The following is a 409-nucleotide window of genomic DNA, read 5'->3' as shown; positions in this document are numbered from 1 at the left end:
TATCAAAAATCGATCAGATAAATATAAAAAACTATATAAATACTGTTGACATAGTTAATAATATACCATATAATAAATATTGTCGCTGAAAGGTGATGACACAAATGCTGGAGTGGCGGAACTGGCAGACGCACAGGACTTAAAATCCTGCGGTGGTTAAACACCGTACCGGTTCGATTCCGGTCTTCAGCACCAAATGACGCGGGGTGGAGCAGTTGGCAGCTCGTCGGGCTCATAACCCGAAGGTCGTAGGTTCAAGTCCTGCCCCCGCAACCATATGGCGGAATAGCTCAGCTGGCTAGAGCATTCGGTTCATACCCGAAGGGTCGTAGGTTCAAGTCCTATTTCCGCTACCATATTTTAAAAATAAGTAAATTGCCAAGTAATATGCTGGAGTGGCGGAACTGGC

3 tRNA genes are annotated in these 409 nt (G+C 45.0%); all 3 read left to right on the top strand.

From position 1 onward, the window contains the following. Window positions 1-106 precede the first annotated feature (106 nt). The 3 genes from B2694_RS09445 (at window position 107) to B2694_RS09435 (ending at window position 356) form a co-directional block, all read left to right on the top strand. Window positions 107-195: transfer RNA gene (locus B2694_RS09445), tRNA-Leu, on the top strand. Window positions 196-200: 5 nt separating this feature from the next. Next, a tRNA-Met gene (locus tag B2694_RS09440) sits at window positions 201-276 on the top strand. 3 nt (window positions 277-279) lie between these two features. Further along, window positions 280-356: transfer RNA gene (locus B2694_RS09435), tRNA-Met, on the top strand. Window positions 357-409 lie beyond the last annotated feature (53 nt).

It is taken from the genome of Clostridium sp. UBA4395 (genome assembly GCF_002390995.1).
Lineage (GTDB): Bacteria > Bacillota > Clostridia > Clostridiales > Clostridiaceae > Clostridium_J > Clostridium_J sulfidigenes.
This window is presented reverse-complemented; position numbering and strand designations above follow the sequence as displayed.